The following is a 25,270-nucleotide window of genomic DNA, read 5'->3' on the forward strand; positions in this document are numbered from 1 at the left end:
CGAACTCAGGAAACGTCGGCCGCCGAGCGGAAGCCAAGCCCTCCCTCACAGCCTCGTGTGACGCTCACGGAGCAGCTGTTACAGGAGCTCGCGGAGGCTGGCGGCAGGATCGTCAAGAGCGGCAGCGGTCCCGGCTTGGAGAAGTGGCCGTCCCGCGTCGCCGCCGCACGCAGGTCCGGAAGGGTTCCGGAGACGAAGGAGCTGTACGGAAACTGGTGCCGCGACGGGTACGAGATCAAGCTCGTCGACATCCCCGCCTGGCGCCTTGCCGTCCTCGACCCCGTCCCCGTGCCCTCGCGGCTCACTCGGCCGCACACCGTTATCCGGGCCATGCAGAACGAACGCCAGCCGCTCGGCCTGACCAAGCCCGTCCAAGGACGCGCTCTCCGACTCATCCAGGCACTGATCACCACTGCCGAGGCCGAAGGACACACCTGCTCGGCGGGGCAAACCGGCTTCGCACCCCCACCGCATCGCCGCCGCAGGGCAAATCCCCACTTCACCATCACCGCACAGGGCCAGCCAGTGGGGTTTCTCGTCCTCCAGGAACAGGATCGGGCCGAGCACGTCGCCACCGAGAAGGAACTCGCCGACGCCAAGAAGCACTCCTGGGTCAGGATCCCCCGCTTCGACTACACCCCGTCCGAACGCCTCCGCATCATCCTCAGCGGCGGCCAGCCACACCGGGCGAGCGAATGGGCCGACGCTCCCGGCCGCCCCCTCGAAAGGCAGCTCGCCGAGATCGCACAGGAGGTCACGCTTCGCGGCGAAGCCGCCGAACGCAGACGCCAGGACAAGGCCGAAGCGGCACGCCAGAAGCGCATCCGCTGGGAAGCCGCCATGGAACAAGCCCGCATCCGGTACGCAGAGGCGTACCGCGTCCGGCACCTCGAAGCCCAGGAAGCGGCATGGCGACACGCCACCCGACTGACCGAGTACGTGAGCGCGGTACGCACACGAGTCGAGGCCATGCCACCCGGGCAGACCAGAACCGAAGCCGAAGCATGGATCAGCTGGGCAGCCGCCACCGTGGAGCGCCTCGACCCACTGAACACACCGCCCCGACTGCCCGACATCCCCAACCCACGGGCCGACGACCTGAAACCCTTCCTCGGGCACTGGAGCCCCTACGGCCCCACCCACTGACGCCCGCTCCGCCAACCGTCCGGCCCGCCGCGCAGCCGAGGGGCCCCGCCGGACCGGGACGTGCAGGGTCCGGCCGGGGACGGATCGGAGGGCTCGGGGTGTTCGCCCTAACGGAGTTCTGCCATGGGGTGTCTCCCGACAGGCAGGGAGCGAGGGATCCGGGGTGCCCCGGACGCGGGGAGGCGGACCGGGGCCCAGGCCCAACGGTATGCCCGGTCTTCCCGGGTAGCGGCGTCCCTGACGGGATGCTGATGGTGATCGGGACAACCCTGACGGGATGCTGACGCCCCGGTGCGGGGGTGTGGAAAAGGGCCGCCAGAAGGCCACCAAGAAGCCGCCTACAGGCTGTTCAACGTCTTTGACCGGCCGGAAGCGGGACCTGTACGGAGCGCCCGCTCCTCTTCTACCTTACGGTTTCCCGTCATTGCGGCATACTCGCGGGTCAACGCACCCTTTCCCATGGCTTGAGCGGAATCCCAACGCTACAAACCGATGCACCCTATCGTGAGACTGTGGATGTGGAGTTGAAGGCAAAGAGGGGCATCGCCCGTGTCTGCGCAAGCCCGGATGACCTCCGCCAGGTCCTTGACGATTCGGCGCCGCTGGACGCGGTCCTGGATCTCCTGCGGTCCGCCCCAGGGGATCTGGCTTCACTGATCGGTGTACTCGACGCCCTCCACAGCGCCCTGCAGCAGGCCGGTGACCAGCTTGGTCTGTACGGGGTGGCGGCCCGGGGTGTCCCCAGCGGGCTGGGGCCAGGGCGCCGTACGGACGTCATCTTCCACTGCCCGCAGGGACGCTGTGCGCGGTCGGAGCGGCCCGGCCCGGGTGTGACTGAGCGCCCTCGCTGCACTTTGTTCGACGAGGATCTCCGCTGGATCGCCTGGACCGCCTCATGACCGTTCTGCTCGAGGAATTGGGCAAGAAGTTCGCCGAGCGTTGGTTCACACTGCTGGTCCTGCCCGGTGCTCTCTACGTGTGCGCGGTGGCAGCCGCGCGTCAGCTCGACGGTTTCGCCTTCGGACCTTTGACAGCATGGGTCAAGGGGCTGTCTGTACCGCACAACGGTGCCTCCGCGTTGCTGTACGTGGTGGTCTTCGGGGTGGTCGCGGCTGCCGCTGGACTCGCGGCCTCCGCCGTCGGCGCGCTCATGGAGCGCCTGTGGCTCGCCGAAGACTGGCTGTCCTGGCCGGGTCCGCTGCGTCGGGCGGCCCAACTGCGGGTCGAGGCGCGGCAGACTCGGTGGGTTGTGGTGGAGAGGAAGGAAGCCGACCTGCGCCAGCGCTACGGAGACGGCCTCACCCCTGACGCCACGCCCTCCGATGTCACCGAGCTGGATGTGCAGTTGGCCCTGCGCCGGGTCCTCGCCATCGCCGAAAGGCGGCCCGCACGCCCCACGTGGATGGGTGACCGCATGCACGCCGTCGTGGCCGGCTACTTGCAGGAGTGCGGCCTGGACCTGCCCAGTGTCTGGCCTCATCTGTGGCTCGCGCTGCCCGATACCGTGCGCGCCGAGATCAAGGAGGCGCGAGAAGCGGTCAGCAAGGCCACGACGCTGGCCGGCTGGGCCGTGCTCTACGTCGCCGTGGCCTATCTGTGGTGGCCCGCTTTCCTCCTGGTCGCCGGCCTGTTCCTCACGGCACGGCAGCGAGGGCGCCGGGCAGTGGAGGCGTACGCCCTGCTGGTGGAGGCGGCGACCCGACTGCACGCGGGCGACCTGGCCCGCAGTCTGGGCTTCGACCACACCGGTCCCCTCGATGCCCGGACCGGGCAGGCCATGACCCTGCTCGTCCAGGGGCAGGGTCATCTCATCCCGCTGACGATCGGCTGGCCCCGGCAAAGGTAGCCGGGACGAGTGCGGGATGGTCTGCCAAATCCTGTCATGGGATGATTGGTCATCGTTGTGACCGGGGGGTGACGGCGCGGTGGAACAAGACTTCCTCGCGGATATGGAAGCGCGGTTGCAGCGCTTCCGGACCAGTGGTGATCCTGCGCATCTGCTGGACGAACGCGCCCAGGGCGAGGCGACTGCGTTGGCCGCTCTCCTCCATGCCGATGCCGACCTCAGGTGCCACTTCACGCTGGGGTTGTTCCACTGGTACCGCAGTCGCCTCCTTCCTTGGCGCGACGCCATGGAAAACGCCGCGAAGGCCCATGACTTGCTGTTGCCCTGCTACGTCGCTGGACGGGAAGACCTCCCGGCATCCGTGGTGCCGGTCCTGGCCGCGCGCGTTCTCCGGTCGGTGACCGGCCGGCTGGAGGAGACGATCGCCGGTTCGGCCGGTCCTCCGCCCAGCGAGCTGGTGTCGCTGTGGGCGCGCAGCTTGGAGCTGGCGGCGCCCGGGGCTCGGGAGGAGATCATCGCCCGGGTGCTGCCCGCGGGCGGAACGTATACGCCGGAGCAGTTGGACCTCCTGATCGACGTGGGCCGCGCCATCGTCAAAGCCACTCCGCGGGGCCATGGCCTCGAAGCCCCCGGCATGTCCGTACTGGCCAGTTGCCTGATCGAGCGCTTTCGCGCCAATAACGCCACAGCGGACCTCGAAGCGGCCGACGAGGCGTTCCGCACGGCTCAGGGGATCACACCGCCAGACCACCCGATGGCCACCCAGCTTGAGCTCCAGCGTCGCCAGACGCGGCGCCTGCGACTAGCGCACATGGCAAGGAAGACAGAACTCGACGAGGCCGTCCGAGCCGCGCGCAACGCCCTGGCGGCTGACGAGTCCGCCCTCGATCGACAGTCCCGGCTCCACGACCTCGCCACCGCGCTGAACAGCCGTTACCAACGATTCCGGTCTGCCACCGACCTGCAGGACGCCATCAACGCATTCCAGGAGCTGAACGACCGTGCACCGGTCGACTACCCGGACGTGCTGCGCATCGACGAGATCAGCTCCTTGGCCGAGTTGTTGTCCGCGCGATACCAGCTTCACCAACGGTTGCCCGATCTGGACAAGCTGATCGACGCACTCACCGCGCTCGTCCACACCGTCCACATCACGTCCCCGCTGTACATCCCCTCCCTGCGCCATCTCGTCACCGTCATGGCGGGCCGCTCCGAGATCACCGGCCAGCCAAAGGACCTCGACGCAGCAATCACGCTACTCGAGACCATCGAGCGTGCTCTGCCCGCCAACGCGCCGCCGACCGCCGACGTTCTCATGCTCCACGGCCGCATCCTGCAGACACGGGCGAGCCGCCTGGCATTACCAGCGGACCTTGACAAGGCCATCGAACTGTACGGGTCGGCCGCGGCGGCTTCGGCGCCCGGTCGGACCGTACGACTCGACGCCCTGAAACATCTGGGGGCGGCCCTGGGCCAGCGGGCGCAATGGTCGGGAAGCCGGCCTGACGACATGGATAAGGCGGTGGCCGCCGCCCAGACGGCCGTCGACGAAGCTCCGCCCGATCACCCCTTACGTCCCTCGCTCCTGCACGACCTCGCCGGCGCCCATCATCTCCGACACCAGCTAACGCGGAGCACCGCGGACCTCGACGCGGAGATCCGCATCAACCGGCTGCTGCTGGATGCCGGCGGCACGGAGGACCCGGAATACCCGCTGCACGCCCGAAACCTTGGGATCGCACTGCTGTTGCGGTCCGAAGCCGTGAACGATCCGTCCGACGCGAACGAGGCGGTGGACGTACTGAGCGCGGCCCTCCAGTGGGCCGAAGAGGGCACCCCGCAGGTCGGTGTGCTGGAGCACATTCTTCGTGGGGCATACCGGTGGCGCTTCACATTCACCCGGGACTGGCGGGACGCGTGGGCCGGGGCCATGGCCACGAAAGGAAATCCGTCTCCTGATGAGTCATCCGCCGACCGGCTCTTCATGCAGGCGGACAGCTGGCCACAGTCTCCCTACCCCGTCCTCGTCGATGGACTGGGGGTGGCGCATACGGAGACGCCCGGCTGGAACGAAGGTCTGATTCCCTTCCTGACCCAGGTGGGTGAAGCTCTGGACAACGTGCCTCCAGGGACCCCCGGATGGCTCTACGCGCAGCGCTTCAGGCAAGTCCTGCGTGAGTCGCCGGCCGCCCTCGGCAGCCTGGCCGGGGTAGAGGAGCTGATCAACGCCTACAGAGCCGTTCTGCAGCCGATCAACCTACCAACCACGACCGCCGGCCACTTGGACTACGACGCCTCACTGGAGGCGCTCAGGCACGAGCTCCGTGACCCCGCCGTCCGCCCGTACGGCGCGCTGCGCGTCCAGACGCTGATCGACGCACAGCACAAGGCACTCGAAGAACCGGAGCCATCCGTGCCTGCGCGGTACACACACCAACTGCTGGCCTGCGCTCTGCTCACCACCTACGAGCGCTCCGGTGACCTGCACGAGCTCGACGCGGCCGTACGCGCCATGCGCACTGCACTGGCGGCCACCCCTTTCAACAACCCGGAGCGGGCCGCGCACCACTGCTTCCTGGCCGATGCCCTGTGGCAACGGTACGAGCGGACGGGCGAACAAGAGGACCTCACCGGCGTGATCGCCTCGCTGAGACACCTGAGCGAGCTGCTTCCACGCGGCGGCTGTGGGCAATGCCGGCGGTGCCGCCTGCGGGGCCGGCTCCACTTCAACCTCGCCTGCGCGCTGCGCCGCGTCTTCGAACAGACCGGGCGTGAGGAGGACGGGGCGACGGCCCTCCTGCAGGTGTACCTGGCACGGGCCTACGTGCTCCCGGGCCATCCCGACTGCGACCTGTACGGGGCACTGATCAACTGGTGGACCCCGGACTCCGCACAGTCCACAGAGGACTTGAAGGAACTGATCTGTGCCTACCGCGCCGTGATCGACGACCTGCCCGAGGGAGATGCCGATCGGACAGTGTGTCAGTCAAGTCTCGGAGAACTGCTGCGGCTGCTTCACCTACGCACCCAGGACAGCACGACCTTGGACGCGGCCATCGAGGCTACCCAGTGTGCCGTAGCGGGAACCGTGGTACCGCGGGCGGCGCACGCCCGCGACCTGACACGGCTGGCCGCACTGCTGCTCCAACGCCACCAACAAGAGCGCGATGAGGCCGACCGCGAAGCGGCGATCCAGGCGTACACGCAGGCGGCGGCCGTCCCCACAGCGCCCCCGTCCCTGCGCATTCACGCCGCCCAATCCGCCGCCGCACTCTGCGCCCCCGACCGCCCCAAAGATGCCGCCCAACTGCTCACCAATGCGATGCGACTGCTCCCCGACACGGCCCCTCGGCATCGGCCGCGTGCGTTGCAGGAAAGCGCCCTGTCCGCTTTCCCCAGCCTGGTGGCCGACGCCGCGGCACTCACGCTCCGCACCGCGGATGCGGACACCCAGGAGCCGCCTGCCTACCAGGCGTTGACCCTGCTGGAGTCGGGCCGTGCGGTACTGATCGGCCAGGCCCTGGAGGTCCGGGGCGACATCGCTCTCCTGCGGCACCACCATCCACAACTGGCCCACCATTTCGTAGAACTGCGCGCCGCGCTCCATCTCCCCGACGGCGAAGGCGAGGTGGAAGGAGAAGCAACCAGCTCAGCGACCCGAGCCTCCCAGCACAGTCGCCGCCTGACCGAAGAGCTCACCGAGGTGCTACAGGAGATCCGCAGGCAGCCCGGTTTCGCCTCGTTCGCGCGGCCGCCGACCCTGCGGCAGCTGACAGCCCAGGCAGCCCAAGGTCCCATCGTCGTCTACAACATGAGCGACTACCGCAGCGATGCCCTGATCATCACTGAAGACGGCATCACGAGTCTTGCCCTACCGACGCTCACTCCGCATGCCGTGAGACAGCAGGTGCGGGCTTTCCAGCAAGCACTGAGGCACGCCGCTGACCCGCAGCTGAGACCCGTGGATCGCAAGGACGCCCAAGGACGTATGCGGACCGTTCTCGCATGGCTCTGGGACAATGCGGCCGGTCCCGTGCTGCACCACCTCGGCATCGCCTCCGCGCACCGCACCTCGGCTCCGTGGCCCCGAGTGTGGTGGATACCGGGCGGCCTACTCGGGCAGCTCCCCTTGCACGCAGCCGGCCATCACGACGAGGCCCTCGACGCCCCCGATCGCCGCACGGTACTGGACCGGGTGGTCTCCTCCTTCTCGCCCAGCGTCAGGGCACTCGACCACTCCCGCACGCGCGACAGAAGCCAGCACCGGCCACTCGACAAGGCGCTGATCATCTCCATGCCGACGACCCCCGGCATGAACGCCCCGCTCCGCGCCGATGAGGAAGCCCGCCTACTGAAGTCCCGGCTCCCCGCGTCCCTCCGACTCACGGACGCCACGAGCGCCGAGGTCATGGAGCACCTTTCCGACTACCCGATCGTCCACTTCGCCTGCCACGCCGTGTGCCATCCGACGCATCCCTCGCAGAGCACACTGCTCCTCACCGACCACGCCTCCGCTCCCATGACCGTGCAGCGCCTGAATACCCTTCATCTCGGACAGGGCCGGCTCGCCTACCTCTCCGCCTGCAGTACGGCCGTCACCGCCGCCGATACCCTGCTCGACGAAGCCATCCATCTCACATCGGCTTTCCAACTCGTGGGCTTCCCACATGTCATCGGCACCCTGTGGCAAGTGGACGACACGACCGCCCTCCAGGTCGCCACGGCCTTCTACGGCCATCTCGCCGAGTCCGGCCCCCAACCCGGCGACATGGCTCTGGCACTGCACAATGCCCAGCGCGACCGCCGCGATGCCTATCCTCTGTTGGTCAGCACCTGGGCCGCCCACCTGCACACCGGCGCCTGAGCTTGTTCTTTATGGTCGGCGGCTTCATTGAGGCCAGCAGCGCACGCGGGCGGTGTCGCCGTCGATACGGACGATGCACTCTTTGAAGAGCGCCATGGGTCGACCTTCGTCTTCCGGAGCCAGCGCTAGTCCGAGGTCCATGATGGGCTTGATGGCCTGCGCTGTTCGAGAGCCGTCGGGGTCCGGGCCGTGCAGGTGCGCCCAGCTCTTGAACAGCACACGGACCCCTTCCCATCCAGGCCCGGGATGAAGTGGCAGAGGAACGTCGGCTGATCAATTGCGTACTGCCGTAGCTCGCCGATCCGGGTGTCGCCCTGTGTGAGCCACCAGGTCCCGTTCACTACCGCTCTCTTCAGCCACGGCTTCAAGCGGATTGTCTGAGCTCCCGAGCGCCGTAGTGTCAAATTGTCCGTCGAACCCCACGCGGAAGTTCATCAGACGGGTGGGCGGCCCCCGTCCGGTTCTGTGCTCCGCCCAAGGAATGCACCGAACCAGAACGAAGGCCGTGGGGATGAGCCTGCCGCACGTAGATGTCCCGGGAGAAGCGTTCGCCGAAGCGTCAGGCTTCCGGGACGACTTCTTCGACTGCCTGAGCGCCCGCGGGGACGAGCTGTTCGAGCTGGCCGACGCGTTGCTGTGTGCGGACGGGCCGGTAACCTCGCTGGTGGACCTGACGCTGGTGGCCGAGCACCGGCGTGGGCACGGCGCGATGTACGAGGCGTTGAACCACGGAAACGTGGACGTGCCCCCGCTGCGGCAGCTGGCCGGTCTACCGATGCCACAGTCCGCCGACGGGCGCCTGGTCCTGGCGGTCGACGTCAGCAGCTGGCTTCGCCCCGACGCACCGACCAGCGCGGACCGCCTGTTCTGCCACGTCTAGACCGCAGCGGACGGTCCTCGGACCAGTTCATCCCCGGCTGGCCCTGCTCCTTCGTCGCCGCCCTCGAATTGGGCCGGACGTCCTGTGCCAGCTGCTGGATGCTGTCCGTCTCGAGCCCGCGGACGACGTCGTCGAGGTCACCGCCACCCAACTCCGCCGTGTGGTCGCGGACCTGATCGAGATGGGCCGCTGGCAATTCGGCGACCGCGACATCCTCATCGTCTTCAACGCCGGTTACGACGCCCCGCGGAAGTCGAGGTAGTCCATCTTGGCCTCGTCCGCCCGCTGGACGTACTGGTTCAGAGCCTCGGCCAGGTGCGGTAGGCCGAGCTTGGCGGCGGTGGTGCGGGTGCTGGTCAGCTCGCTCAACGGGCCTCCTTGGTCGGGTGAAAGGGACGGGTGCCGGTCAGCTCGTCATAGACCGACAGCGGACGGCGGCCGACCTTGACGTTCGCGGCGGCAGCCCGATTCAGCAGAGCCTGCAGCGGTCCGGCCTCCGCCTTCGGCAGCTGGCCGCGGCGGGGAGAGGGCAGAACGTCGTCGCCGGTGGTGACGCGACGGCCGGCGCCGGTGGGCAGCCCGTCCCAGTGCGTCTCATCCACGATGCGGGCACCTCGGTGAACTGCCCGCGGATGCACGGCCAGCAGCATCTGGCCTTCGGCGTCGGCGACAGTGGAATGGAGGCTGATCTGCGATTTCGTGGTCCGGATCTCGACCAGCTGGCGGGGACGGACCTTGCGGGCGGGCACCGAGTAAAGGTTCGCGTCGAAGGCGACCAGGCAGTCCTTGCCGACATGTCGAAGACGCCGCTGAGTGACCACATAGGGCGTCTGCGGCATCGGACGGAGGGCCATGTGATCGCGCAGGGCCCGGTGCCCGATGAGGACGGTCTCTACAACCTGACAACTGTTGTGCCCTGTCGTCGCAAACGTCCGGCACGTACGACCGAGTCCGGCGTGCGTCACATGTTCAGCACCAACGGACGGTGAGCTCCTACTGCTCCCTGGGCCATCAGGCGCCAACGTGGAGATATGCCGCCCAGAAGGAGGGCAGCCGGGGCAGTTCGTCCCGCGCGGCGCGCACAGCATGATGCAGAGCGAGAGCCGATTTCTCGGTCGCGAGCGCCTTGTCATGTGCGAAGAGGTACTTGTAAAAGCGCTCAGCGAACGTGCAGGCGTAGGCATCATTGATCTCCCAGAGCGTGCCCACCACATGTGCGAAGCCTGCCAAGTGGAAGGCGCTGGTGAGATGAATTGCTTCGTCCTGCAGTTCAGGCACGGCTGAGAGTGCCGTGCCGCATGCGGAAAGGTAGGCAAGACGGGCGTGTCCTAGCTTTAGCTGTGCTAGTCGGGCCACGGTGAGCGGGCTCGTCTCGTGGTCAAGGAGGAGCAGTCGACTCAGGGAGGGATCCGAGGGATGGTCGTCACCGTGGCAGGCGAAGTGGACGATGGAAGACCGGGGCAGCTGTGCCAAGACGTTCTCGCCAGTAGGACGGAGATCTTGGGCTACCGTGCGATTGCCTCGTACCGTGTCGCTGTCCGCGCAACGTCCGCGTTCCTTTTCCATGAGCAGCACATGGGCGGACAGGAGGCCGCCCACGATGGACACTTCGGCGGAAACGTGTTCCAGGCGCCCGGGGACGCCTGGTGTGACGGGCATGGCGACGATTAGCGCGCGGTCCTGTGCGTACTCTGTTGCGGTGCCTGTGTTCCGGCGGGCGTGCCGCAGGGAGCGGACGGTCGGGGTGTAGGAGGAAACGACCCGGTCCATCACCGTCCGGCACCGCGGATCGTCCGATGGGTCGGAGTGATGACCTGCGGCGTGCAGAGGCAGGACGCTCAGCAGGCCGCCGGGCGCCCACCAGATGCGCGGCCACTCCACTCCGGGCGCGGGCGGCCCATGATGGCCCAGAGCGAGGAGCACCGGCTCTGCCACGGCGTCCCAGAGCCAGGCGAGCGTGTCAGTGATGTCGGCCTGGGCACGTCGTCTGCTGGTCGGCGTCGTTCCGTCCGTCGCGGAACGGAGTGCGTGGCGGAACGCAGTGATCCGCTCCACCACCTCTGAACGTGGCAGGCCAGGAAGCTCAAGGGACGTGATGCCATCTGCCGTGAGAAGCAGAGCGTCGCTGCGGTAGGTACTGACGTTCAGGGCGACGATGGACCCGTCCTTGGTTTGGGCGATCAGTTCTTCTTCGCTCAGAGGGAGTGCGAAGTCGGCGAAGCCGTCGATATCGCGGATCAGGGTCAGCATCGTCTCGAACTCGGCTGTGATATTTCGCCGCTGGTCCGCCGAGCGATGCAGCCAGGGTGGGGTTTTTTCGGTGTCGACGGACACGGTGTCGGAGAGGCTGTCCAGCAGATCGCGCAATTGCACGAACCGCGCCGCGAGCTCAGGGTGTTCCCGGCGGAGGGTACTGAGGTCGCTTCGAGTGTCGAGTGACTGGTTAAGGAGAACGGCTCTGCCCGTTTCCAACAGGTGCAGGGCTCGGGCAGCTCGCCGGTCCTCGGACCGTCGCCCGTCGGACAGGGCATGTGCCGCGGCTTCCGCGGGTAGCCCGGTGAAGATTGCGAGAGCGTGCTGTTGGTCCCCTCGTTGGAGGTGCCGAGGCGTCAACAGCGGGAGCAGCGTGATCGCGTCTTCAAGCAGGTCGGATGCCCGACCGAGGTTGGACGGGGCGATCAGCTGCGCCGCGGTGATGCCGCTGAACACGCGCAGGAGCGGCACGGCGGTGGCGCTTTCGAGTACGCCCGCGAGGACGGTCGACGCGACATCGCGATCTGCCTCAGCCCGGGCCGCTGCGTATCGAACGCTAAGGGCCAGACCGAAGTTGAACTGCGCCGCGTCTCGGTGCGGGTGGTCGCGTTCACCGGTGGCGGCGGCCAAGGCGGCCCTGGCCGTGTCGACGGCCTCGTCCATATCCCGTCCAGCGCCGGTCCGAACGGCGCGCTCCCGCAGAGCCCCGGCGAGGTTGTCCAGCCACTTCACCTGATCGGGGTGACCGGAGGGGGTTTCGTCGACAGCGCTACGAGCAGTATCAACGGCCTCGTCGAGGTCCGCCTGGTCCCCGAATCGCGTGAACCGGGATTCCAGCGCCACAGCGAGGTTCGACAGGCGTCCGGCGCGGCGAGGGGAGCCGTCCGGGGTGGCGTCGATGGCCATTCGAGCTGCCTCGACAGCTCCGTCGATGTCCGCCCGATGACCGAGTCGCGCGAACCGTGCCTTGAGAGTCATGGCGAGGTTGGACTGACTGCCCGCCCATGCAACGTGATCGGCCGGCATCGCGGCGATAGCGGCGTGCATGGCCTCGACCGAACCGTCGAGGTCTGCCAGGGCTCCGTTCAGCCGATATCGCCGTTCCAGAGCCACGGCGAGGTTCGACAACCATTCGGCCCGGACGGGATCGTTGTCCGGGATGTTCGAGAGTGCTGCCCTGTTCGCCTCGACAGCGGCGTCCAGGGCGGCTGGGTCGCCCTTGGCCTCCGATTGGAGCCGTAACGTGGTTGCCAGGTTGAGCAGCCGGGCGGTCCTGTCCGGATGGCCATCGGGGGTGGCGTCCAAAGCCGCCTGGTCCGCCTCTAACGTGGCTTCGAGGTCGGCTGGGTCCTGAGTCAACTCGAATCTCGCCCTGAGGGTCCCGCCGAGGTTGGAGAGCAGCGCCGGCCGGTGCGGGTGTCCGTCGGGCGTGATCAGGAGTGCCTCGCGACCGGCCTCGACGGCAGTAAGGAGGTCTTCCGCATTCCCGGTACGCTCGAACCGCGTTGACAACGCGAGGCTCAGATGGGTCAGGTTCGCCGCGCGGTCGGGATGGCCCGGTAGGGCGGCGTTCACCCCTGCCCGGGCCACGGCGATCGCTGCGTCGATGTCCGCGAGAGCGTCCGTCCGTTCGTACTGGGCTATGAGGGCGCTACCGAGGTTGACCAATCGTCCGGATGCCCTCGGATGGTCGTTGGCCGTCGCATTCACGGCGGCCCGCCCTGCCGCGACCGCTGCCGCCAAGTCGTCAGGTTCACCAGTCTTTCGGTATCGGCCGGCGAGCGCGATCCCCAGGTTCGACAGTCGCTCGGGCAGATCGGGGTGGTCTGCCCGGGTGACGGCCACGACGGACTGCCAGAGGGTCACGGCAGCGGTGAGGAGGCCGGGGTGCTGAGCGTCGACAGCTTGTTGGAGCACGGTGCGGGCCACAGGCTGCACGGCGTCCGCGACGTCTGGCAGCAGAGGAGGGGGGATGTCGTGGGCTCCCGATACGAAGCACAGCACGAACAAGGCGACTGCCGCATCGCGATGTCCTCGAGCCTGCTCGTCGGGCAGGGCGACCGAGCGGTACCAGTGGAACCAGGCCAACGCGTACCGGGCCCGCACGTCGTAGTCGTCATCGCTCAGCAGCGCGGACAGCCGTCGGGCTGCATCTGCAGCGGCCGGATCCAGTATGGCGGTTAGGTCGTGCTGTGCCACTACCCGTGCAAGCCTGGACTCAAGGTGCACTGTCCAGTGATGCCGCTCGTCCACACGCCCCCCACATTTTCGCCATATGACAGCGACGCTAGCCGAATCTGACCTAGGATTCGATGACTTGGGCGGATGTGATCGGATGATTCGTCATCTGATGCGTTTCACAGACCTGGCCTTGTCCGGGCCCAGGCCGTCGGAGTCCGTGTACGTCGGAGGGGGAGATGATGAGGGCTCTGCCGCAGCGTGCTGCCGATGGCCTTGCGGTCGTGTGTGCGACCCGGGAGGCCATTTGTGAGGTCCTGCGGGACGCCAATAACGGTGACGGCACGCCGCTGGGTCTGTGCTGAGCGCTGACAGCCACCGCTCGGCGAGCTTCTTGCCGAGTTCGGACAGGAGCTCGCCCACCGCTTACAGCCGTCCCCGGCGGAGCTTCTGCCCACTGATCGTACATGGGGGTACGGATGTGGCGACCTGCGGCCACCAATAGCGCGAACACCGGGCGGCCGGGCATAGGTACACGACTTCGGGCGGGCTCGACGAATCCACCCCGGCCAGGGGGAGACCACGGCCAACTGCACCCTTGCGGATGTTCCCGTAGATGCCCATGGCATCGCCGTCCGCCTGCAGGCGAGCGTGCAGCCGCTCGAGCGGACCGGCGAGGTCCCTACTGTCGCGTATCGCGGCCAGCAAGTGGTCCAGTGGCGCCTCGTCCCCGCCCGCACCGGCGCGCAGGTCCTCGCGAATCTGCTCCAACTTCGCGCACACGTAGGCCAAAGCTGCGGCCGTGCGCTGCGCCACCTCGTTCGGCCTGTCTGCCATGGCGTCCTCCCCCATACGGTGCCCTTGGCCCACCGGTAGATCGCTCCTGGTACCCAAAAAGACCGTATCGGGGAAACATCCCCTGATCTACCGATTGTGCGACTAACCTCATCATGCGTGAGTGAGCAGACGGAAGAGCGAGCGCGCAGACTCGCCGTCATACAGGCGCGGCTACACCGCATTATTGCGGGGGATCTCTCCGCAGCGGTGGAGCCTAAGGCTCTGACCGAGGCGCGACAACTCGCCGAACTCCTGCGGGGTAGCGACGAGGATTCCCTTGATGCCTTACGTAGTCTTGGATGGTTGCACTGGTTCCGGTACCAGGCGCTCCCCGAAGGCGAGGATCAGGCGGACTGGGAGGAGGCGGTGGAGTCGTTCGCGCCGATTTTCCTCGCTGGCGTTGACGACCTGCCCGAACCGCTGGTGCCACTTCTCGCCGACACGGCCAGGCCAGTTGCTGTCCACTTGCTCGAGCAAGCACTCGTCTCCACCGAACTGACCGTGATGTCCGCTGCCGTAGAGCTGTGGCAGCGTATTCTGCACGCCGCTCCCGCAGGCCATCCCGACCGGGCAGCGACGCTGTCCAACCTGGGCCTCGCCCTGCGGGTGCGGTTCGGGCGCACCGGGAGTCAGGAGGATCTGGACAAGGCGATCCGCGTCGGCCGGGAGGCGGTCCAGACCACCTCCGACGACCACCCCGACCGGGCAATGTACCTGTCCAACCTGGGAGCCGCACTGGCGGTACGGTTCGGGAGCACTGGGGCTCAGGAGGATCTGGACGAGGCCATCCGCGTCGGCCGGGAGACGGTCCAAACCACCCCTGACGACCACCCCAACCGGGCGGGGTACCTGTCCAACCTGGGAGATGCGCTGCGCGAGCGGTTCGGGCGCACCGGGAGTCAGGAGGATCTGGACGAGGCGATCCGCATCGTCCGGGAGGCGGTCCAGACCACCCCCGACGACCACCCCAATTGGGCAACGATGCTGGCCAACCTGAGCCTCGCCTTGCAGGAGCGGTTCGGTCGCACCGGGAGTCAGGAGGATCTGGACAAGGCGATCCGCGCCGGCCGGGAGGCGGTCCAGACCACCCCCGAGGACCACCCCAACCGGGCGCTGATGCTGTCCAATCTGGGGGTTGCGCTGCGCGAGCGGTTCGGGCGCACCGGGGGTCAGGAGGATTTGGACGAGGCGATCCGCGTCGGCCGGGAGGCGGTCCAGACCACCTCCGACGACCACCCCGACCGGGCAATGTACCTGTCCAACTTGGGAGTTGCACTGGAGGAACGGTTCGGGCGCACCGGGGCTCAGGAGGATCTGGACGAGGCCATCCGCGTCGGCCGGGAGGCGGTCCAAACCACCCCCGACGACCACCCCCTCTCAGCAATATTCCTGTCCAGTCTGAGCCTCGCCCTGCAGGAGCGGTTCGGGCGCACCGGGGCTCAGGAGGATCTGGACGAGGCCATCCGCGTCGGCCGGGAGGCGGTCCAGGCCACCCCCGCCAAGCACCCCAGCCGGGCGGGGTACCTGTCCAACCTGGGTGGGGCGCTGCAGGAACGGTTCGAGCGCACCGGGGATCAGGCGGATCTGGACGAGGCGATCGACGTCGTCCGGGAGGCGGTCCAGACCACCCCCGCCGACCACCCCAAACGGGCCACGATGCTGTCCAACCTGGGAATCGCATTGTGGGAGCGCGTCGTGCGCACCGGGGGTCAGGAGGATCTGGACGAGGCCATCCGCGTCGGCCGGGAGGCGGTCCAGACCACCCCCGCCAAGCACCCCAGCCGGGCGGGGTACCTGTCCAACCTGGGTGGGGCGCTGCAGGAACGGGGGCGCACCGGGGGTCAGGAGGATCTGGACGAGGCGATCCGCGTCGGCCGGGAGGCCGTCCAGACCACCCCCGCCGACCACCCCAAACGGGCAATGTACCTGTCCAACCTGGGCCTCGCCCTGCGGGTGCGATTCGGGTGCACCGGGGGTCAGGAGGATCTGGACGAGGCGATCCGCGTCGGCCGGGAGGCGGTCCAGGCCACCCCCGCCGACCACCCCAGCCGGGCGGGGTATCTGTCCAACCTGGGAGCCGCACTGCGGCAGCGGTTCGAGCGCACCGAGAGCCAGGCGGACCTCGACAATGCAGTGTCCGCATATCTAACTGGCCGTTCTCTATCCGCTTGTGTGCTCGGTCTGTTTCGAACGGGGTCCTGGATCGGGTGAGTTGGCCGACGGCGGGGCATGAAGGAAGGGCCTCTTGGTAGCTCGCGGTTGTCGAGTCCAGTGAGAAGCAAGAGGCCCTGTTGTCGAAGTGTCGCGTGGTCGTGGGTGCCGGGTCCAATCCGTCCACTCCTGGGTGTGACTGTCTCGCCCATCGGTTCGGGAACGCGGCGGACCGGCCAGAACGCCAATCCCGGTACGGCTCGGACATGAGCGAGGCCGAGTGGACGGCGGTGCGGGATCTGCTGCCGGTGCCGGGATGGCTGGCGGGCCGGGGCGGGCGGCCGGAGGGTTACTGCCACCGGCAGATGATCGACGCGGTGCGCTATCTCGTCGACAACGGCATCAAATGGCGGGCGATGCCGTCCGACTTCCCGCCCTGGCCGCGGGTGTATGCCTTCTTCGTCCGCTGGCGGGATGCGGGATTGGTGGCCGAGCTGCATGAACGGCTGCGTGAGGCCGTCCGCCGGGCGGAGGGCCGCAGCCCGGAGCCGAGCGCGGGGGTCGTGGACTCGCAGTCGGTGAAGGCGGACGCCACGGTCACCCTCGCTTCACGGGGATACGACGCCGGGAAGAAGATCAACGGGCGCAAGCGCCACCTGCTCACCGACACCCTCGGACTCCTGCTGGCTGTGCTGGTCACGCCGGCCTCCACGACCGACCGGGACGCCGCCCGGATCCTGTTGCCCGCAGCAAAGAAGCACTTCCGACGGCTGGCGCGGGTCTGGGCCGACGGCGGTTACACCGGCCACCTCACCGACTGGACCACCCAGCACCTCGGACTCGTCCTCGACATCGTCCGCCGCAGCGACGACGCCAGCGGCTTTCAGGTCCTGCCCCGCCGCTGGGTCGTCGAAAGATCCTTCGCCTGGCTCTTGCGCAGCCGGCGCCTGGTCCGTGACTACGAACGGCGCACCGATACCAGCGAGAGCGTCATCCTGTGGTCAATGACCATGCTCATGAGCCGCCGCCTGGCCGCCCAGCGCCGGCAGCGGCCTGCTCCGGCGCGGGCAGCATGAACCTGCCCGGCTTCTCCTCGACCAGCCAGCCCCGTTCCACCAGCCGTTTCAGCCGGGCCCTCGCGCCCTCGACACGGGAGGCGGAGGCGCTGTCCCAGCCCAGCACCACCGCTGCCCGTCGGGCACCCAGCCCATCGGCCCCCGCCTCCAGGGCGGCGGCCATCAACGCCTGGTAGTCCACCGACAGCACCTCGGTTCCTGCCGCTTCCTGGCGGTGAGGCACCGCCCGGCGCGGACCCACCTGCTTCCTCCGCGACGCGACGGCCTCGGCGGGCGCCTCCTCCTCGGCCAGCGCCTCCAGATATTGCTCCAGGCCGATCACCCGGCGCCTGAGCACTTCTTCCGCCTCAGCCAGAGCCGCCCGCACTCGCTCCAACTCGGCTTCGAGGTCCTCCACCCGCACCGCCGCGGTCTTCTGCCGCGCTTCCAAAACCGCCCGCATCGACGGCATCCGCCACCCCCACGACGTCTCGGTCAGCAACGGACCGAGACTTCCGTGCCAGCCGCCATCCCATGCCGGACCAGCGGAAACCGCACGTGAGGTTCGGAAAGAGAACGACCTCTAAGGGCGTGGGAGTCTGGGTCGGCGGCGCCTTCAGTGCGTGTGCGTGCGGCCAGGGCGGCGGCTCGGCTCCTGGCCCAGTCGGAAGCCGGGCGTGTACGGGCAACGGACATGTTAGAAGCGGCGGTGCGGCTGTTGCCGGAGGTGGCCCCGCGCCAGTTAGCCCGTGGTGACCAGCAGTATGCGCTCGGCGGGTTCGCTGGCCTGGCCGGCGATGCCGCCGCGCTGGCTCTCGCAGACCGCAGGAGGACGAATCAGGAATGCGCGGCCCGGGCGCTGCAGTTGCTGGAGACGGGCCGAGCAGTGCTGTTGAGCCAGGCCCTGGATACCCGCAGCGATCTCACTGACCTCCACGAGCAGTACCCGGAGCTGGCCGCACGGTTCGTTGAGCTACGTGACCAGCTCGACCAGCCGGAGACCTCTGCTCCCGCCGTCGTGCCAATTGATAACCCAGATACCCTGCACGAAGGCCAGGACCGTCTCATACAAGACCGGCATCGACTCACCCGCGACATCGCCGCCACCCTAGCCGCGATCCGCACCCAGGACGCGTTCGCCTCCTTCGGGCTCCCCCCCACGACAGAGGAACTTCTCACCCAGGCAGACCAGGGCTCGGTGGTGGTGTTCAACATCAGTGACTACCGCAACGACGCCCTGCTGCTCACCAAGACCGGCGTCACCGCCGTCCCTCTGCCCGGGCTCGGCTACACCACCCTGATCGACCGCATCAACATCTTCCGCCAGGCCCTGTACACCGCGGGCGCGGGCGCGAACGGAGCGCTGCGGCGCGAGGCCCAAGCCACCTTGTCCCGGACCTTAGAGTGGTTGTGGGATGTCGCCACCGAACCGGTGTTGACCGCGCTGGGCCACCATCGCCAGCCCTCACCGGAGGTCATCTGGCCTCGGGTGTGGTGGGCACCGGGCGGTCTGCTTGGCCTGCTGCCCCTCCACGCCGCCGGCTACCACACCGATCCAGTCGATGCCCCGCAGCGGCGCACCGTCCTCGACCGGGTCATCTCCTCCTACACCCCTACCGTGCGCGCCCTGCGCCACACCCGCCAACGCAACCCCGCGCCACCCTCACCCGCCCACGCGCTCATCGTGGCGATGCCCACCACCCCCCACCTCCCCAACGAAGGTCGGCTGGACCACGTACCCGCAGAAGTCGAGAAGCTGCATCACCACCTGCCCGATCCCGTGCTGCTGCGCGAACCCGACCCCGACCGCGATCCCGCCGACCTCTCAGCCACTCTCCCGACTAAGAACAACGTCCTAGCGCTCCTGCCCATGTGCCCGATTGCGCACTTCGCCTGCCACGGTGACAGCCACCCCACGGACCCGTCGGAGAGCCTGCTGCTGCTCCACGACCATGACACCGACCCGCTCACTGTCGCCAGCCTTGCCCCGGTCCAGTTGGGCCAGGCGCAGCTGGCCTACTTGTCAGCCTGTCGCACGGCGGCTATCGATGCCGCCGAGTTGCTGGATGAGGCCATTCACCTGACCTCGGCGTTCCAGCTAGCCGGTTTTCTCCACGTGATCGGGACCCTGTGGGAGATCGACGACCAGATCGCCGTCACCGTCGCTGACGCCTTCTATACCCACCTCACCACCGACGAGGGCGCCTTAGATGTCAGCCGGGCTCCCCACGCCCTACACGTGGCGGTCCAGGCTGTCCGCGATCGTTTTCCCCGCACGCCGTCCCTGTGGGCCGCGTACCTCCACGCCGGCGTGTGACCACGAACGCTCTGAACGCGATTGACGGGGCTACGAGGGTGGCGATCCCCTCGCTTGAGCGACTGGCAGATGTCCTCGGCCTGGCCCGTTCTTGCCGGATCAGCCGGAGTGGGCAGATTGGCACCTACTCCTACACGATTCATGGAGCGGGCTGCCGCTTCGTGTGCGACAACGGCACTGAGGTCGATGGGGACCTCGCAGCCGCCGGGAGCTTCGACCTCTAGGGCCAGAGGCCGCCGTCGGTTCAGTCCCGCAGTCGGCACTTCTCCGCGGGGGCATCACGCCACGCGACACCGGTCCGCAACACGTTACATGACGTCGGCGGTTGCCGGTCCACCAGGCAGCGATTTCGGCATACGAGCCCGTATTTCTAGATGTTTGAGCCACACTGAGAAGGGCCTTACGGCAGCATCTTGCCGCGCCAAGAACTGAACATGAGGGGGGCGCTGTGAAAGACGCGACAGGTGGCGATGCGCGGTATGTGGAGGAGCATGCCAAGGACGCGATCGACCTCATTGAGGAGGTCCTTCGTTGTTTGGCTCATGCCATTGAGTTGAAGATCAACTGGAGTGGGCATCCAGATCGCGAGGCGGGTTCTGTCCGTGCCGTGACGAACCAGCTGAAAGCCGTCCGGCAGGGCGAGTTGCGGATGGCCGTCGTCGCCCCCATGAAGGCCGGGAAGTCGACTCTGGTCAATGCGATCGCCGGCTACGAGCTGCTGCCGGCGCGGGCGGCGGCCATGACCACCCTGCCCACCCGGATCGTGCTGGAGCGAGCGGTCGGCCAGGATGCGCTGCGAAGCGGGGGCAACGACCCGTTCGGCCCCGTGCTGGAGGTGGCCGAGGAGGATGCGGAGCTGTTCGGAGTGCTGCTGGCGGCACTGCGGGAGCAGCTGAGGACCGATACCGCCGCCGTGAAGGATAAGTTCCCGCATTTGGAGGAACTGCTTCAGGACATCGCCGAGGGGCGGGTTTCCCCGGTGAGCACCCACTATGAGGGCAAGAGGGCTGTACAGCAGGCGCTGATGCTACTCAACGACCTGGTCAGACTGGCGGGTGTACTGCTTCCCGGCGACAGGGTCCGCGAACTCTCGGACAGCCCGGTCGTCCGCACCCCCTACTGGACGCCGGAGGCGGTCGAGGAGACCGGTCCGGGCCAACTGGTCATCGTGGACACTCCCGGTCCGGACGAGGACGACCTGTCCGCAGTGCTCGGCGACATCGTGAGCCGTCAGCTCAGCGAGAGCCACATCGTCCTGGTGATCCTGGACTACACCAAGATGGGCGGGCAGTCCGACGCCTTGATCCGGGACCTGATGGAACCGCTCCTTCGCGCCGTCGGCCAGGACAAGCTCTTCGCGGTCGTCAACAAGATCGATCAGCGGAAGAAGAAGAGCGACATGAGCGACGAAGAGCTGGCTCGCTCAGTCGCATTCAACCTCGGGCTGGGGGACGCCGCCCACGATCGGATCTTCACCACGGCGGCCGACCGGGCGCTGATGTCGGTCGGGGTCCTGGCTGACCTCGAGCGTCGCGGCTCCTCCTTCGAGGCCGCGCAGAGCGAGAGCGCACTGCAACTGCTCCAGCTGGCACACCCGCTTACCTGGGAGGACGATCTCGAGGAGGCGGACGCCGACGAGATGCGGAACCTGGCCCGGGTCGCATGGAAGCGAAGTGGCCTGCCGCGCCTGCTCTTCACGGACGCCCCTATAACGGGGGAACGCCGGGTACCGTTCTGACCAGGTTGAAGACCTCTCGGGCGGCATACCGCTTGAGGCATCGGATGATCTCACGGCGGGTCTTGCCTTCCTGGGTGCGGCGTTCGAAGTACGCCTGGGTGCGCGGGTCGTGGCGCAGGCGGGTGAACACGATGCGGTGCAGGGCGGCGTTGGCCTGCCGGTCGCCGCCGTGGTTGAGCCGTCGCGTGATGCGCCGCCCGGAGGAGTACTCGATGGGGCTGACTCCGCAAAGGGCAGCAAAGGATGCCTCGGAGTTCAGCCGCTCGGGGTTGTCTCCCATGGTGATCAGGAGAGTGACGGCGCTGTCCGGACCGATGCCCACCGGTACGAGCAGCTGTGGGGCATGGTGTTCGACGAGCTGGGTCAGGCGTTGGTTCAGCTCATCGATCTGCCCGGTGAGCTGTTCGATACGCTCCGCGAGCATTCTCAGGGTCATGTGGGTGGCCTGGGCTACCGCGCTCTCGCCGTCCTCGCCATCGTCTGGGCCGAGGCGTCTGCAGGTGCGGAACAGCTCGCGGTTGCCCAGTCTGGACAGTCGTTCCCGCAGTGCGGGATCGGCGATGACCAGGACGGCTTTGAGCTGGTTGATCGCCTGGGTACGGGCTTTGACTGCGGAGTCCTTGGCGAGTTTCAGTATCCGGGCGCTGTGCACCGGACCGTCGCCGGACTTGGCCCGGGCCCGGGCGCGACCACTGAGCACGGCCCGCGCGGCAGCCTGCGCATCGAGCGGATCCGACTTCCCCAGCAGCCGACGGGCCGAGCGGTCGGGGCGGTTCACCTCGTACACCTCGACCTGCTGCGCCAGCAGGTAGCGAGACAAGGCCGCGCCGAAGGTGCCGGTGCCCTCCACACCGGCCCGCCGCACCGTCCCCCGCCTGCGTGCCCACACGAGGAGCCGCCGGTAGCCGGCCGCCGTGGCCGGAAAGGTCTCGGTGCCCAGCATCTTCCCCAGCGGGGACATCACGGCGGCGATGTGCACCTCACCGTGCGTGTCCACGCCCAGCACGACCTCGCTCCGCACGGGAGGATCCGTACTGGAGGGGATGCTGCGTTGTCTGGTCGTCATGGTGGTTCGCCTCCCGCGTGGTGACGTGCTGGGTGAATGGCACCGGCCTGCTCGGGCGGTCTGAACCGTGATGGCGCCTGAAACTCGGCAAGGCCCCTATTGGGACACGCCCTGTGGCTCGGTGGCAGGCAGCATCCCGCAACGGCAGTCGACAGGTCCGTGACTGGACACTTCGGTCATAGATCTCATGAGTCAGACCCCCGTGCGGGACGGCACTGCGTAACCGTCCCATTGATCTCGGCACAACGGCATGACTCGATCACTGTCGGATGGCTTCTTCCGAACCAGCGCTCAACCTGGCCTGGGCAGGCTGACGATGGTTTGGCTAGTCGCCCACTAGTGACCGGCATTGACGGCCAGTCATTGCCGCTGCCTTACCGGCTGTCCTTCGTCGGCCACGGCACGAACGCAGGGCAGTCCTGAACGGTCCATGGTCGCAGCGAACTCGTCCGGTGAAGCCAGCCAGCAGTCGAATTCGGCGTTGCGGCAGCTGGCCGCAGGAGGCGTGGCGACTGGGTGGCGCTGGGGACCCGGGCCGAGGCCGCCTTGGCGTCGCGGCTGGGGATGATGCCCAAGGCGTCGGGATCGGCCGCCCCGGCGACGACCGAGGCGATCAGGCGGTGCGACGGCTGGTGCCGTCTCGTAGGCTGCGGGCCATGAGCGATATCCCCACTGCGACGCCCTCGGAAGGGTTCGAACTGCTGCTGGCCGGTAACCAGCGCTTCGTCACCAACGCCCCCGAGCACCCGAACCAGGACGCCACCCGCCGCGCCGAGATCGCCCCGGGCCAGCAGCCCTTCGCCGTGCTGTTCGGGTGTTCCGATTCCCGGCTGGCCGCCGAGATCATCTTCGACCGCGGCCTGGGCGACCTGTTCGTGGTGCGCACCGCCGGCCACGTGGTGGGGGCGGAAGTGCTGGGCAGCATCGAGTACGGCGTTGACGTGCTGGACTGCCCGCTGGTCGTGGTGCTCGGCCACGACTCGTGCGGGGCGGTCGGCGCGGCGTGCGCCGCGCTGGAAGACGGCATGGCCCCGGCCGGCTACATCCGGGATGTGGTCGAGCGGGTGACCCCCAGCGTGCTGGCGGCGCGAGCCGCCGGACGGGTGGAGCCACAGGAGGTCCTCGCCGAGCACGTAAGGCACACTGTCGACCTGCTGCTGGACCGCTCTCGCGTCCTCGCCGAGAAGGTGGCCGCCGGCCAGGCCGCCGTGGTGGGCCTGTGCTACCGGCTGGCCGACGGCAGCGCGCAGCTCGTTGCGGCCCGCGGCCTCGACACGCACGTCGCCACCGCGTCCTGACCACCCCGGCTGCGGCTGCGGCTGCGGCTGCGGCTGCCCCGAGAATGTGCCGCGGCCGGAAGGGACTCCACGGGCGCCATCAGGGTTGGTCGCGCCGACGGGAACACCGAGCGGCGTGGGTGCTGGTCACACCGTGGGCCGGGGCCCGGCGGCGCGGCGCAGCCGGTTGGCGATCGCCAGTCCCAGCCCCTCCTCCGTCGGCAAAGACACGATGATGAGGTCGCACCCTCGCTGGTCGAGTTCGCGCAGGAACCCGTACAGCCCGCGCGCGTAGGCAGGCGTCGAGGCGGGAAGGGCCACCACGGCGTGCACCTTCACGGGGGCGTCGGTGAGGGAGGGCGGAAGGAAGACGCCGACCTGGTGGCCCAGCTCCTGGGCGAGCTCCGCTTCAGCGACGACCTTCTCCGGTTCGACGAGGACGACCCGCGCCCGGGGCGCGTAGTGCGACGGATGCTGGCCCGGCACGCGGACCTGGCTCGTCGAAGGGACCGTGATCGGGCGCTTCAGCACCGCTTCGAGGTCCTCGCGGGTCACCCCGCCGGGCCGCAGGATGCTCGGGATGTCGCCCGTGGCGTCGACGATGGTCGACTCGACACCCACCTCGCAGGGGCCACCGTCCAGCACGAAGTCGACGGCATCACCGAGCTCCGCCCGGACGTGGTCCGCGGTGGTGGGGCTGACGGAGCCGAAGCGGTTGGCGGACGGAGCGGTGACACCGCCACCGAAGGCCGACAGCAGCGCCAGCGCCACGGGGTGGTCGGGGACGCGCACGGCCACCGTCTCCAATCCGCCGGTCGCTTCGAGCGGCACCCGTCGGCCGCGCCGCAGGACCAGCGTCAGCGGTCCCGGCCAGAAGTGCTCGGCCAGCAGGCGCGCGGTGGCGGGCACCTCCTGGACCCAGTCGTCCAGGTGCTCCGCGCCGCCGATGTGGACGATCAGCGGATGGGACGGCGGGCGCCCTTTGACCCGGAAGATGCGGGCAACGGCGACGGGATCTTCGGCGTTGGCGCCTAGACCGTAGACGGTTTCGGTCGGGAGGGCCACCAGGCCGCCGGTGCGCAGTACCTCGACTGCCTTCTCGATATCGGGGGTTCTTGCCATCACTCGAGCAATCCTCCCACCGCGCCCTCCGCGTCGTGCCTATCAGCGATCGCCGATCCGGACCGGCCGTCCTGGCGGCCATTCACCAGCTGCAGGGGCACGGACGAAGCCGCCTGATCTGCGACGTCCCTTGGCCGGTTACCGGGCCGGTGACGGCCAAGGGACGTCTGCCATGGCCCAGGCGCGACAGCAGGAAGCAAGGGGGGACCTCGGAGCGCCGGTGCACGCGCTCCGCCCAGCCCAACGTTGCCCGGACCGATCGGTCACCGGAGCGTCAACCGGCCGCGTCACCCTCTCCTGCTGGTCAGCGTCGTCAGCCCGGGCGGCCGGCCGTGTCTCCGAGGGCATCGTCGGCCAGCATCACCGCCGCCATCACCCGCTTGCCGACCGGCTCGCGGTGCACCTCGAAGTGCGAGCAGACGGCCATGACCAGCTCCAGCCCGTGCTGACTCACCCGGCCCGGATCCGGCGCATGCACCACCGGGAGGTGCGCCAGGAGGTGTCCACGGCCTGACACCGCGGCGGACTGTCCGCCCACCG

The 25,270-nt window shown here is 68.3% G+C and carries 17 protein-coding genes and 3 pseudogenes; 10 read left to right on the forward strand and 10 right to left on the reverse strand.

The genetic code is table 11. The annotated features are described in order from the left end of the window. Nucleotides 1–57: 57 nt before the first annotated feature. Entirely contained in the window at nucleotides 58–1,146 is a 1,089-nt protein-coding gene (locus tag AQI88_RS47405) for a hypothetical protein (RefSeq protein ID WP_244184019.1), read from the forward strand. Between the two features lie 650 nt (nucleotides 1,147–1,796). On the opposite strand, the gene AQI88_RS48430 is transcribed toward AQI88_RS47405, so the two are convergent. Beyond that, nucleotides 1,797–1,931, reverse strand: a complete 135-nt coding sequence (locus AQI88_RS48430) for a hypothetical protein (RefSeq protein ID WP_279616519.1) — start codon at nucleotides 1,929–1,931, stop codon at nucleotides 1,797–1,799. A 110-nt stretch (nucleotides 1,932–2,041) separates the two neighbouring features. On the opposite strand from AQI88_RS48430, the gene AQI88_RS03215 reads away from it, so the two are divergent. Both AQI88_RS03215 and AQI88_RS03220 read left to right on the forward strand, forming a co-directional pair. Continuing rightward, on the forward strand, nucleotides 2,042–2,992 hold the full coding sequence (locus AQI88_RS03215; RefSeq protein WP_066991308.1) for a hypothetical protein: 951 nt from the start codon (nucleotides 2,042–2,044) through the stop codon (nucleotides 2,990–2,992). Between the two features lie 79 nt (nucleotides 2,993–3,071). Further along, the gene (locus AQI88_RS03220) at nucleotides 3,072–7,856 is read left to right on the forward strand and encodes a CHAT domain-containing protein (RefSeq protein ID WP_066991311.1); all 4,785 of its coding nucleotides are present in this window, start codon (nucleotides 3,072–3,074) and stop codon (nucleotides 7,854–7,856) included. Nucleotides 7,857–7,880: 24 nt separating this feature from the next. Here AQI88_RS03220 and AQI88_RS47410 read toward each other — a convergent pair whose 3' ends face one another. Next, nucleotides 7,881–8,075: a hypothetical protein gene (locus tag AQI88_RS47410; RefSeq protein ID WP_244184020.1), complete on the reverse strand. Its 195-nt coding sequence runs from the start codon at nucleotides 8,073–8,075 to the stop codon at nucleotides 7,881–7,883. 292 nt (nucleotides 8,076–8,367) lie between these two features. Here AQI88_RS47410 and AQI88_RS03230 point away from each other — a divergent pair. Beyond that, a pseudogene (locus tag AQI88_RS03230) lies at nucleotides 8,368–8,986 on the forward strand (transposase); the annotation flags it as partial. On the opposite strand, the pseudogene AQI88_RS44750 reads toward AQI88_RS03230, so the two are convergent. The 4 genes and pseudogenes from AQI88_RS44750 to AQI88_RS03245 form a co-directional block, all read right to left on the reverse strand. Further along, nucleotides 8,986–9,105, reverse strand: a pseudogene (locus AQI88_RS44750) (AAA family ATPase); the annotation flags it as partial. The pseudogenes AQI88_RS03230 and AQI88_RS44750 sit on opposite strands and share 1 nt — an antisense overlap. Next, nucleotides 9,102–9,575 (reverse strand): Mu transposase domain-containing protein, encoded by a 474-nt coding sequence (locus AQI88_RS03235; RefSeq protein WP_449657827.1) that lies wholly within the window; start codon nucleotides 9,573–9,575, stop codon nucleotides 9,102–9,104. The pseudogene AQI88_RS44750 and the gene AQI88_RS03235, both read right to left, overlap by 4 nt. Before the next feature lie 172 nt (nucleotides 9,576–9,747). Next, nucleotides 9,748–13,188: a CHAT domain-containing tetratricopeptide repeat protein gene (locus AQI88_RS03240; protein ID WP_066991313.1), complete on the reverse strand. Its 3,441-nt coding sequence runs from the start codon at nucleotides 13,186–13,188 to the stop codon at nucleotides 9,748–9,750. Nucleotides 13,189–13,593: 405 nt separating this feature from the next. Further along, nucleotides 13,594–14,004 carry a hypothetical protein gene (locus tag AQI88_RS03245; RefSeq protein WP_159050288.1) on the reverse strand — a complete coding sequence of 137 codons (411 nt, stop codon included), beginning with the start codon at nucleotides 14,002–14,004 and terminating at the stop codon, nucleotides 13,594–13,596. Between the two features lie 117 nt (nucleotides 14,005–14,121). Between AQI88_RS03245 and AQI88_RS03250 the strand changes: the two genes are divergently transcribed. Both AQI88_RS03250 and AQI88_RS03255 read left to right on the forward strand, forming a co-directional pair. Continuing rightward, a complete protein-coding gene (locus AQI88_RS03250) occupies nucleotides 14,122–16,215 on the forward strand; it encodes a tetratricopeptide repeat protein (RefSeq protein ID WP_159050289.1) in 2,094 nt (697 codons plus the stop codon). 206 nt (nucleotides 16,216–16,421) lie between these two features. After that, entirely contained in the window at nucleotides 16,422–17,231 is an 810-nt protein-coding gene (locus tag AQI88_RS03255; RefSeq protein ID WP_107118443.1) for an IS5 family transposase, read from the forward strand. Here the strand turns inward: AQI88_RS03255 and AQI88_RS03260 are convergent. Further along, nucleotides 17,170–17,673 carry a hypothetical protein gene (locus AQI88_RS03260; protein WP_066991676.1) on the reverse strand — a complete coding sequence of 168 codons (504 nt, stop codon included), beginning with the start codon at nucleotides 17,671–17,673 and terminating at the stop codon, nucleotides 17,170–17,172. The two genes, AQI88_RS03255 and AQI88_RS03260, sit on opposite strands and share 62 nt — an antisense overlap. A 231-nt stretch (nucleotides 17,674–17,904) precedes the next feature. Here AQI88_RS03260 and AQI88_RS03265 point away from each other — a divergent pair, with 231 nt between their 5' ends. The 3 genes from AQI88_RS03265 to AQI88_RS03275 all read left to right on the forward strand — a co-directional run bounded on the left by AQI88_RS03265 (nucleotide 17,905) and on the right by AQI88_RS03275 (nucleotide 21,265). Continuing rightward, a complete protein-coding gene (locus AQI88_RS03265; RefSeq protein ID WP_066991321.1) occupies nucleotides 17,905–19,527 on the forward strand; it encodes a CHAT domain-containing protein in 1,623 nt (540 codons plus the stop codon). A gap of 38 nt (nucleotides 19,528–19,565) precedes the next feature. After that, nucleotides 19,566–19,751, forward strand: a complete 186-nt coding sequence (locus tag AQI88_RS48985) for a DUF6896 domain-containing protein (protein ID WP_425264547.1) — start codon at nucleotides 19,566–19,568, stop codon at nucleotides 19,749–19,751. A 224-nt stretch (nucleotides 19,752–19,975) separates the two neighbouring features. Next, nucleotides 19,976–21,265, forward strand: coding sequence for a dynamin family protein (locus tag AQI88_RS03275; RefSeq protein ID WP_159050290.1), 1,290 nt, complete (start codon nucleotides 19,976–19,978; stop codon nucleotides 21,263–21,265). Here the strand turns inward: AQI88_RS03275 and AQI88_RS03280 are convergent. After that, nucleotides 21,234–22,331: an IS110 family RNA-guided transposase gene (locus AQI88_RS03280; protein WP_066991327.1), complete on the reverse strand. Its 1,098-nt coding sequence runs from the start codon at nucleotides 22,329–22,331 to the stop codon at nucleotides 21,234–21,236. The genes AQI88_RS03275 and AQI88_RS03280 overlap by 32 nt on opposite strands. A gap of 656 nt (nucleotides 22,332–22,987) precedes the next feature. On the opposite strand from AQI88_RS03280, the gene AQI88_RS03285 reads away from it, so the two are divergent. Further along, nucleotides 22,988–23,629 (forward strand): carbonic anhydrase, encoded by a 642-nt coding sequence (locus tag AQI88_RS03285; protein ID WP_066991330.1) that lies wholly within the window; start codon nucleotides 22,988–22,990, stop codon nucleotides 23,627–23,629. Between the two features lie 126 nt (nucleotides 23,630–23,755). Here the strand turns inward: AQI88_RS03285 and AQI88_RS03290 are convergent, their stop codons facing one another. Together AQI88_RS03290 and AQI88_RS42590 are read right to left on the reverse strand one after the other, a co-directional pair. Continuing rightward, nucleotides 23,756–24,730: an L-threonylcarbamoyladenylate synthase gene (locus AQI88_RS03290; RefSeq protein ID WP_066991333.1), complete on the reverse strand. Its 975-nt coding sequence runs from the start codon at nucleotides 24,728–24,730 to the stop codon at nucleotides 23,756–23,758. Between the two features lie 313 nt (nucleotides 24,731–25,043). Further along, nucleotides 25,044–25,217 (reverse strand): annotated as a pseudogene (locus AQI88_RS42590) (ATP-binding protein); the annotation flags it as partial. Between the last annotated feature and the right edge of the window lie 53 nt (nucleotides 25,218–25,270).

This window comes from Streptomyces cellostaticus, assembly GCF_001513965.1.
GTDB classification, from domain to species: domain Bacteria; phylum Actinomycetota; class Actinomycetes; order Streptomycetales; family Streptomycetaceae; genus Streptomyces; species Streptomyces cellostaticus.

What these genes read in the sequence shown, in the direction of transcription:
- AQI88_RS03285 (WP_066991330.1), top strand. Translation starts at nt 22,988, where the DNA reads ATGAGCGATATCCCCACTGCGACGCCCTCGGAAGGGTTCGAACTGCTG.
- AQI88_RS03280 (WP_066991327.1), bottom strand. Translation starts at nt 22,331, where the DNA reads ATGACGACCAGACAACGCAGCATCCCCTCCAGTACGGATCCTCCCGTG.
- AQI88_RS03215 (WP_066991308.1), top strand. Translation starts at nt 2,042, where the DNA reads ATGACCGTTCTGCTCGAGGAATTGGGCAAGAAGTTCGCCGAGCGTTGG.
- AQI88_RS03260 (WP_066991676.1), bottom strand. Translation starts at nt 17,673, where the DNA reads ATGCGGGCGGTTTTGGAAGCGCGGCAGAAGACCGCGGCGGTGCGGGTG.
- AQI88_RS03290 (WP_066991333.1), bottom strand. Translation starts at nt 24,730, where the DNA reads ATGGCAAGAACCCCCGATATCGAGAAGGCAGTCGAGGTACTGCGCACC.
- AQI88_RS03245 (WP_159050288.1), bottom strand. Translation starts at nt 14,004, where the DNA reads ATGGCAGACAGGCCGAACGAGGTGGCGCAGCGCACGGCCGCAGCTTTG.
- AQI88_RS03265 (WP_066991321.1), top strand. Translation starts at nt 17,905, where the DNA reads ATGTTAGAAGCGGCGGTGCGGCTGTTGCCGGAGGTGGCCCCGCGCCAG.
- AQI88_RS03255 (WP_107118443.1), top strand. Translation starts at nt 16,422, where the DNA reads ATGAGCGAGGCCGAGTGGACGGCGGTGCGGGATCTGCTGCCGGTGCCG.
- AQI88_RS03235 (WP_449657827.1), bottom strand. Translation starts at nt 9,575, where the DNA reads ATGCCGCAGACGCCCTATGTGGTCACTCAGCGGCGTCTTCGACATGTC.